The sequence below is a fragment of the Paenibacillus sp. J5C2022 genome (genome assembly GCF_025567625.1).
In the GTDB taxonomy this organism is placed as follows: Bacteria; Bacillota; Bacilli; order Paenibacillales; family Paenibacillaceae; genus Pristimantibacillus.
In genome coordinates, this window is record NZ_JAOQJC010000062.1 from 24813 (window position 1) to 34235 (window position 9423).

General features: G+C 53.5%; 5 protein-coding genes. 4 read left to right on the top strand and 1 reads right to left on the bottom strand.

Annotated elements, in window-relative coordinates:
* The first annotated feature begins 18 nt into the window (after positions 1 to 18).
* Positions 19 to 1371, top strand: a complete 1353-nt coding sequence (locus tag M6D81_RS29575; RefSeq protein ID WP_262681046.1) for an alpha/beta hydrolase — start codon at positions 19 to 21, stop codon at positions 1369 to 1371.
* A complete protein-coding gene (locus tag M6D81_RS29580) occupies positions 1368 to 2426 on the top strand; it encodes an alpha/beta hydrolase (protein WP_262681047.1) in 1059 nt (352 codons plus the stop codon). Before M6D81_RS29575 ends, M6D81_RS29580 begins: the two co-directional genes overlap by 4 nt.
* Before the next feature lie 154 nt (positions 2427 to 2580).
* Here M6D81_RS29580 and M6D81_RS29585 read toward each other — a convergent pair whose 3' ends face one another.
* Complete coding sequence (locus M6D81_RS29585; RefSeq protein ID WP_262681048.1) at positions 2581 to 6744, bottom strand: DUF4855 domain-containing protein; 4164 nt, start codon at positions 6742 to 6744, stop codon at positions 2581 to 2583.
* Positions 6745 to 7754: 1010 nt separating this feature from the next.
* Between M6D81_RS29585 and M6D81_RS29590 the strand changes: the two genes are divergently transcribed.
* Both M6D81_RS29590 and M6D81_RS29595 read left to right on the top strand, forming a co-directional pair.
* On the top strand, positions 7755 to 8384 hold the full coding sequence (locus tag M6D81_RS29590) for a hypothetical protein (RefSeq protein ID WP_262681049.1): 630 nt from the start codon (positions 7755 to 7757) through the stop codon (positions 8382 to 8384).
* A gap of 137 nt (positions 8385 to 8521) precedes the next feature.
* On the top strand, positions 8522 to 8989 hold the full coding sequence (locus M6D81_RS29595) for an MEKHLA domain-containing protein (RefSeq protein WP_262681050.1): 468 nt from the start codon (positions 8522 to 8524) through the stop codon (positions 8987 to 8989).
* Positions 8990 to 9423 lie beyond the last annotated feature (434 nt).

Below are 9423 nucleotides of genomic sequence, written 5' to 3' on the forward strand. Positions count from 1 at the left end.
GTGTGAGGAGAATGCCAGGTGGAGATATCGCGGTTGATTGCAATAAAGGAGTTTAAATCCCGCTTATTAAATAATGAGCGAGATATGTTCATCTATTTGCCCCCCAGCTATCAAGACGAAGCGGATCGCAAGTATCCGGTCTTGTATATGCACGACGGGCAGCACGTCTTCCATCAGGATCAGAAGGGGGAGTCGTGGGATGTTCATCTCACGGCCGACCGGCTTGTTGCTGAGGGCAAGATGCGGGAAATTATTATTGTGGCAATCGCTCATATAGAGGATGCAAGAATTGCGGAATACATGCATGCCAGCCCGGACGGGCAAGACGTGTTCGGCATGTCGAATCAAGGGGAGTTATACGAGCAATTTTTACTGCAGGAAGTGAAGCCTTATATCGATCGGGAATACCGGACGCTGCCGGACAAAGCGAACACGGCTTTAATGGGCTCCTCGGCCGGCGGGCTGGTCTCGTATAATATCGGTTTTCGCCATCCGGACGTATTCGGCATGATCGGTGCGCTATGCCCGTTTTTCGTAAGCACCGATTCCGCGACGATGGAGGAGCGATGGCTGAGCAAGGTGTATGAGCAGAGGGAAGACTTGAAGATCTGGATGGATGTCGGCGATGCCGAAGGCTACACGGTGATGGAAAAGCATGTGCGTCAAGTGGCGAATACGCTCATCGATGCAGGATTCAAGCCGGGAGCCGATCTGATGTTCCACATTGCCGTCGGCTCCGGTCACTCTCAGCGCGATTGGGCTGCCAGAGTTCATGCGCCTCTTCTCTATTTCTTCGGCGAGATCGGTACACCGGTGCGCGCTGAACTGCATGGACCGAGTATCGTCGGACTGGAAGGACAGCAGTGTGCGATGAACGCTGTCGTACACTATGACAGCGGGTTCATGATGACGGATCTGAACGGCCGGTACGAGCCGACTGATTCGGCTATTATTGACGTTCGCGCAGATGGTATGATGCTGCCGAGGCAGACCGGCGGTACTTCCATTGTCTATTGCGGATTCGGCTTGACCGCTCGTCTAGATGTAGAGATCGTTCCTTATGTGTCTGAGAAGGTTGTCATGGAGATGTATGTGGAGGTGCCGGACAACACACCGGCGACGGACACGCTGTATGCCGGCATTGCACTGCCGAAGCTTCGGGACAGGCTGTACGGAGGAACGTTCGAGGTGCCGCGAGGAATCGCATTTATATTCCGGATTTCCCGGGGGCTGGGCAAGCACGAGACGGATGCGCACGGCAATGAGATTCCGTACAGAAGCTTTAAAGCGGACGATGATTTGAGGCTGGAGTATCAAGTGGAGAATTGGGTAGATATAGCGAATATGAGCTTGCAGGAGGGATTGCGATGACGAACCGCTCTACCATTCTACGGATCGAGAACTTCTATTCCGCTCATTTGAATAATGCCAGGGATATTTTCATTTATTTGCCGCCCGGTTATCGGCAAGAGCGGGCCAAGCGCTTCCCGGTGCTGTATATGCACGATGGGCAAAATATTTTCCACCCCGCATTTAACGGGTATTCATGGCAAGTGCATGACACGGTCGATCGCCTGATTGCTCTCGGCCGGATCGAGGAAATTATCGTAGTGGGCTTGGCGAATAGAGGAATGGAACGGGCCGACGAGTTCACACATGAGCTGGAAGGCGTCCGCTATGAGGACGATAAAGTTTCGATTCGGCCCAAGGGACATTTATATGAAGCCTTTGTCATAGAAGAAGTAAAGCCCTTCATTGACGAGATGTTCCGGACGCTGCCGGACCGGGAGAATACGGCTCTGATGGGTTCGTCGCGCGGAGGACAGGTGACGTATCATATCGGCTTTCGCCGCCCGGATATTTTCGGCAAGCTGGCCATCGTGTCTCCGTACTTCTACTGTGTAGACCCTGTTGCGGGTGCGGAGGCTCCGCAATTGCATACCTTTCGTCAGAAGCAGCCTCTATCTCGTATATGGATCGACCTCGGCGGCCGCGAAGGCACGCTGGTGATGGAGAAGCATGTGCGCGGCGTAGCGGAGCAGCTGCTGTCATTAGGTTATAGCGCCGGAGAAGAGCTGGCGTATTATTGCGATCCGGATGCAGAACATGTGGAGAAGGATTGGGCAGCAAGACTGGCCTCGCCGCTTACTCATCTATTCGGCAGTAGAGGAGAGATTCAGTCGCTTGCTCTGCTTGGCTGCGAGGATGTAAGGCTGGGGGGCCAGGCATGCCGCCTCAATGCCATTGCGGCATATCGGGACGGTGTTGCCATGACTGTCCTGCGAGCGGTCTATAAAGTAGACGATAGCTCGGTGTTGGACGTGCGTCCCGACGGCACGATCGTGCCGAAGACAACAGGAGAGACGTCGGTCACCGTTGAATATGAAGGGATCAGCGCCGCCGCTATCATCCGTGTAACCGGCTAACGCGGTCCCTGAGTAAATCTATTATTAATTAGGCAAAGAGAAGCCTCCAACTCCACAGTTATCGTGGGGTTGGAGGCTATTGCTCGTTTCCTGTCCGGGGCAGGACTGCCTCATTCGGCATGGCTATCAGGAGACAGTCCCGGAGCAGCGGAATTTACTGGTTCAGATGCTGCAGGAGGCGGTACAGGAACACAGCCGTCTCGGCACGCGTGCTGTTGTCCCGCGGCTTCAGCATGTCGCCGTCGCCCTTGATCAGCTCCAGCTCAATCATGCCTGCAATGCTGGCGGCCGCGTATTCGGCAATCTGGCCGGAGTCGGCATACTGCTGCAGCTCTGCCGCGTCTGACGTCAAGTCGATATTGCTTGCTGCAGCAAGCGCCCTTGCCGCCATCACGATCATATCCTGACGGGTAATGCTCGCTTGAGGTGCGAACCGGCTATCGTCGATGCCGGAGATGATGCCAAGCTGGCGGGCAACGGACACAGCTTCATAGTAATAATCGTCCGGATTGACGTCGCTGAATGCGGCGCCCGCCTCTCCTTGCAGGCCGAGCGCTCTGACGAGCATCAGCGTGAAGTCAGCTCTGCTGATCTCCTTGGCCGGATTGAAGCTGGAGTCCGAAGTGCCCTTCACAATGCCCAACTCGGCCAGCTTCATAACGGCATCTTGCGCCCAGGCATGTCCGTTCATATCGGTGAACGGCATAGCGGGAGGAGTCCCGGCTTCACTGTCAGACGTATACGAAATGGCGAAGCTGCCCAACCGGTTGATGCTGAACTTCACATGCTTGCCTGCAGCGGAATAGTCGGCTCCTTCAAGCTGCACGGCCGTACCTTGCCCGTCAATGAACATTATGCCGATGCGGGCCGCTTTCTCGCCGCTTAAGCGGGTATATGGCAGGATGACTTCCAAAGGTGCGGAAGCATTCTCCCAGGCGAAAGCTTGGCCGTCCAGCTCGGCGGACAGCTTCACGACCGGTCTGTCTCCGATGTGCGCAAGCGCCTCTTCTTCTGCGATCAATTCCTCCAGCTCTTCCGCGATCAACCGCAGCTTGCCGTTGCTTGCGGCTTCGACCAGCATCTGCCCTGTCAGCAGGAGCGTAGCATTCGGCATTACAAGCTCGACGAGCAGATTGTCCTGATCCGACAGGTAGGCGGCGGGAAGCTCAACCGCATACTGCGTCGCATCGTCATGAGGCTTCAGTTCGATCGTAATCGTCCGCTTGCCGTCCTTGTCGGGCTTCAGCTTGGCCAGCGCCTGCCGCATATCGCTCTTGCTCACTGTGCCAACTGCCAGCTTGCCGTCTCCTTCAAGCTTGGACTTCAGGACAGCTCGCATGGAGCCGTCGTGTTGCTGCTGGAACAGATCTGCCACCGGCACCGGATATGAAGGATAACTCGGCGTGCCGGTGCCTGGCTTCTCGTAGTTGAAAGTGACCGTGACCGGCTCGTCCATCTCATCCGTCATCAGCTGCGCTTCATAGACGCCTTCCAGCGCGCCTGCCGAGAACTGGAACTGGAAGTCACCCGCTTCCGAGCTTATCGCTTGCGCATCATAATGCTCGTCTCCTGCGGGATCAATGACCTTCAGACTGACGAGAGCCGGCTCGCCGCTCATGATCAATCCTTGTACGGATACCGCGCCCGTCTGATTGTCAATGGATGCCTTCAATCCTTCGATCTGTTCAATCTCCCCGTCTCCGCCCAGATTGTAGATGCTGAGCTCATAGAAGGAGTAGCCGTAGAAGGTTGCTCTCTCCACACCCTCGAACTTCAAGTACCTGGCTTCTACCGATGGGAACGAGACGACTTCCTTGCCTTCCTTCGCCGTAATGATGCCGTTGTTGTCGCTTGTTACATTGCTCCAGTTTTGCCCGTCGAGCGATACAAGAAGCTTGTAGGTTTTCGCACGGGCGTATTCCCAATGGATGCGTACTGTATCCATGACCGCAGGTTCTCCCAGATCGATCTGGAACCAGTTGTCGTCACGAATTTCGCTGGACCAGCGGGTAGCCGCAAGTCCGTCAACCGCTTTGCTTGCGCTGTAGGCGGCTTTACCCGCTTCCACGGTGGACGCTTGGGCCGGCTTGTCCAGAGCGAGATTGCCCGCAGCGGCATAGATACTTTCCTTGAGCACGTTATACGCCTCGTCCGCCAGCTTGTCCGTCTGCTTCAGCTGCTCCAGCCTGTCGTTCAGCCCGCTCAGGAATTTGCGAGCCTGGGTCGGGTCGTTCCCTTCATACTGCTTCAGCATCTCCAGATAATTGCGAAGCGAGTTCGCGGCCTCGGCGCTTGCGATGAGTTCGTCCGCCGCGAATCGGTCCACCAGTATCCGCATCGTGTCGGCGTTCGCAGCCGCTTCGATGATATAGGTCGTTCGCCTTGTCTTGCCCGAAGATACGGATACGACGACCTCGTGCCTGCCCGGCTTGCCGGATAGGTCGAGCTCCGTTCCCGCCGTATAAGGCTGCCCGTCGAACTGTACGGAAGCTTGAATCAATCCACTGCCGTCATCGCCCGGTACTTGCCAGCTGAGCGATAGGGGCTCGGTAGATGGAATAACCGCTCCGCTCTGCAGGGGCTGTCCGTTCATCTGGACGATGGCCTCCGGAGGAAGCGCGTTGTTCGGCTGGTAGGTGCCGCTTGTGAACTGATACAGCCAGTCGTACAGGATGCGGGTAGCGGGCTCTGTGCTGACAGCCATATTGTACACCGCGTTGTTGCCTTGGTAATAGGCCTTAAAGCCGTTATGCATCAGTCCGGTCTCCACGCCGCTGTTCAAGTAGTCGACGTAGCGTTCCCGGAACACGCTGTCCGTCAGCATCCGATCGTCGAACTCAAGCTCCAGCGACATGCCGTAACTCTTGGCGATATTCGCCGCGTCTTCCAGACGATCGTAGTCCATCTCCTCGAAAAAGTAGTTCGGCTGGATGGAGACGGCATCGATACCGACATCCTTCCACATATGGCTCTTGTAGGCCAGGAAGTGCGGAATCCAGAAAAACTTCATTCCCTTGGCATGCACCTTCTCGCTGGTGGATAAGATCAGATCCGGTCCCGTCTCGCTAATGTTGATCTGCTCCTCCAGCCAGTACATGCCGGCCAGCTCCAGATGGGAGTACTGCTTCTGCGCCCACCGCAGCTCAACCTCGTCCAGGTACCATTGAATGACCTTCTCGCGGTTGGCGAATGCGGCGGCCTCTCCGATTCCGGAAGCGTTGAAGTTCTCGATGACGTTGTCTCCGTCCACATCGCCGAAGTCACTCATAGACTCGCCGGGGTCCGGAATCATAAGCACGACTTTCACTTTATGACCGGGATCGCTCAGCTTGGCGCCTACTTCAATGGCCGCCTCGTTCAGTTGGTCCATATCGCCGGTGTTGGCGAACGTTTTGTCCAGATACCAAGTCCAGTCTTCCAAGTTGGCGCCGCCGTTGTATCCTCTGCCCGCAGGGGAATGCAAGCCAAGATAGAGCACGCCGTCGAACAGCCAGTCAACCGGCTCACCTGCGGCATCAACATAGCTGATGTTCGGGATGATCCGTTCCTTCGTCCAAGTACCCAGATCGTTCGGATATTGTCCGTTGTACAGCAAGCCCAGATTGCGAATGCCGGCAGTCGCCTCGCCGGCAGGCAGCAAGCCGTACGGCGTAGGGGGAACGCTTACAGCGCCATGGGCTTGTCCGTCACGTCCCATAATTTCGATCTCGTCGATGAAGCTCCACGCTCTGGTGTGCATGGAGAAGGTCACTTTCACGTAGCGGGCATAAGCCATGTCTGCGTCAAGATTGCCGCTCTTAATGCCGTCACGGCTGCCGTCCCATTCGAACACCTCTTCCCTTGGCGGTCCGTCTCCCCACAGCAGCTGCGTGGAGTTGTGAGACAGCACACCCCAATTGGTGCGGTCGTCGGACACATACATGGATACGGTCAGCGGCACGAGCATGGTGTTGGTCGGCCAATCCTGCAGGAAGCGGGCGCTGATGCTTGCAATGGATTTGGGCTCGCCCAGATCGAAGATGACCTCGCGCGTCTTCTTCTGCACGTGGCCGATCCATGCCGGGTCCGTCATGTCCAGCTCGCCGTATACGCCGTCCGTCAACTTGTAGCCGGTATCGGGATATTGGGCGTCGGGCTGCTCCGACCATTCATAGGGAAGCCCTTGTGCCAGATTGTGCAGCGGCTTCTTCTCCATATCTTCGGCATCCTCAGCCTGTGCGACAGGAAGGAATGAGAACAGCAGGGCTGTTAAAATGATAGCGGTTACCATTTTTCTCATGGCATTTCCATTGCTGCTCGGTGCGTAAATGTCTCTCATTATGGTTTGCTCCTTTTTTGGATAAATAATAAAGTGATGAAAGAAATGCCTTATGGGTCATATTTCCGTTGGCGGCGCTTCCTCCCTTCCGTATTGGGCTTGCAGCGACGTTGGCTGCAGTATGGATGTCCTTAATGTAACATTAAGTAACTTGTCACCGCTTTCAAAGAGACTACTTTTTACTTCCGTATACATTTGTTTACCACGGCAGAATTATTGGAATTTCAGGCACGGCTCGATCGCAGCGGAAAGCGCGGATTCTGTTTGGCGATAATGGCTCAATTGCAGCAGAAAGCAGGATTCTGTTTGGCGAATAGTTGTTGGTATTCATCATCCGGCGCGACTCTATTAAGATGCACCTCAGACGCATCTCAGGCGTAACTCAAACGCATCTCAAGCGTAACTCAGACGCATCTCAAACGCATCTCAAACGCATCTCAAAAGCATCTAAAACACATCTAACTGGATATCATGTCATTATTTTTATTGAAATGCTTCTGCTTGTTATAAATAACTGGATTTCGTGCTACTCTTTAGGCTGATTATTGTAATTTTCGCGATATAGTCAGATTCAACTGTACATATTCCATTTGCAGCGCTGAGAACGACGAATTCGACTTCATCAGTGACCATAAATCCAGTTAAGCGTCTAGTCTTCGGCATCATCATAAGTAACGGTAACCCAGTTAAGCGTCTAATCTTCGGCATCATCATAAGTGGCCATAAATTCAGTTGCGCGTCTAGTCTCCAGCAGCATGATGGGAAGGCTCATATTTCAGGTTCTTTACCGCCTTGTCGAAATTGATGCCTAGTCGAGCTTTCGATATATACAATAACGGAAACCTTAGATTTTTTATGACGAGGGTGGTCTGATGATGCTTTGCGAAGCGGGTGTACTGTGCGAAATTAGAGGTCGCTCTTCATTAAGAACTCGTTGAACGAACCTTTTTCGTTCCATTTATCGTCTTGAGATTAAGAGTAGTGAGGAGAAGTGAGGAGGAGCGAGTGCCATGTACAGGAAAATGTTGATGATCAGCGCGATGTTGGGACTGCTTGTGCTGCAAGGCTGCACAGAACTTGCTAGGTCTGGGGAGGAGAATAAGGAGAATGTTCGCATGAGCGTGCAGGAAGTATCGCCTCCCGGTGTGAACGGACCGAATACGGACGTTGACGGAAATTCGCGGCAATGTATCGAATCGGAGAAAGCGGCGATTATTTATCGCATATGCGTTGATCAGGATGTCTATAAGGAAGGTGAAAGTGTGCCGGTCACCGGGGAGTTGGAGTATACGGGAGACAAGAAGTCGGTGATGATTGCTCATGCGGCTTCGCCATTTCATTATTATGTGAGGGATACTTCCGATACTTACGGCTTCGTGTTCGTGATGAACCAGCCGCTTATACATACGAATCTGAAGCAGGGGCAGCCGATAAGCGAGGTGTACTCCGGCGTCCAAGCTTATGCCGAGGGCGGAGAGGATAATCTGATCGGCTTGCCGACCGAAGTTCCTCTTCCCGCGGGTATATATGAAATAAGCGGGGAGGCGAGCTTTGACATGAAGCGAAGAGTGGAGGACGAAAAAGGTAAGGCAGTTACGATAAAAAGTGCCGGTAAGCTGATGATAACGGTCGAAAAATAGCGGGAGGGGCAGATTCGTAGTAAAATGTAGAGAGACAGTATCGCTGTAGAATGAAGAGGGACGGAATCGTCCAAGAATGAATAAGGATTAAGTTGTGCGGAGGCGCAGGCGCCATCGACTGAAAGGGGAAGGACACGATGACGGATAGAAAATCTCCGATTGACCTCGAAAATCATGCCAAGCTGCTAATGGACAGCTATCGGCATTGGACGGGAAAGTCTCTCATTCCGCTGGAATCCGGGAGAAGCCCGCTGGAGCAACTGGAACGATCGGAGCTTGTCGTCTTGTCGCATGGCATCGAAGACGACCCTATTTTAAATTACGGAAATGCCAAGACGCTGCAGCTGTGGGAGCTGGATTGGGAGACGTTGACGAGGACGCCGTCCCGGTTGACAGCGGAGTCGATGGGACAGGATGAACGAGCCGCATTCATGGCGCGTGTGACAAGAGACGGATATGTCGATAATTATACGGGGGTACGCATCTCCAGCACGGGCAGGCGGTTCTATATCAAGCGTGTGACCGTCTGGAACGTCGTGGATTCGGAAGGGATCTACAGGGGACAGGCTGCCGTATTTGCGGATTATGAGTATGTGAACGGTTAGCTGCCGAAAGTTGCGGTTGCATAAAGCGATGAGACTATTGGTGAGTAAATTTTGCAGTAGGAATTTGTATGAAATATCGTACAAAGTGAGGGGTAAGTGGAGCAAATTTGCTGCGTTTGTATGAAATATCGTACAAAGTGAGGGACTTGAGGAGCAAATGTGCCGCGTTTGTATGAAATATCGTACAAAGTGAGGGGTAAGTGGAGTAGATTAGCGGTGTTTGTATGAAAAATCGTACAAAGTGAGGGGCAAGTGGAGCAAATGTGCTGCATTTGTATGAAAAATCGTACAAAGTGAGGGGCAAGTGGAGCAAATGTGCTGCGTTTGTATGAAAAATCGTACAAAGTGAGGGGTAAGTGGAGCAGATTAGCGGTGTTTGTATGAAAAATCGTACAAAGTGAGGGGTAAGTGGAGCAGATTAGCGGTGTTTGTAT

Coding starts and splice junctions, on each gene's coding strand:
- M6D81_RS29595 (WP_262681050.1), top strand. CDS start 8,522: ATGACGGATAGAAAATCTCCGATTGACCTCGAAAATCATGCCAAGCTG.
- M6D81_RS29590 (WP_262681049.1), top strand. CDS start 7,755: ATGTACAGGAAAATGTTGATGATCAGCGCGATGTTGGGACTGCTTGTG.
- M6D81_RS29585 (WP_262681048.1), bottom strand. CDS start 6,744: ATGAGAGACATTTACGCACCGAGCAGCAATGGAAATGCCATGAGAAAA.
- M6D81_RS29580 (WP_262681047.1), top strand. CDS start 1,368: ATGACGAACCGCTCTACCATTCTACGGATCGAGAACTTCTATTCCGCT.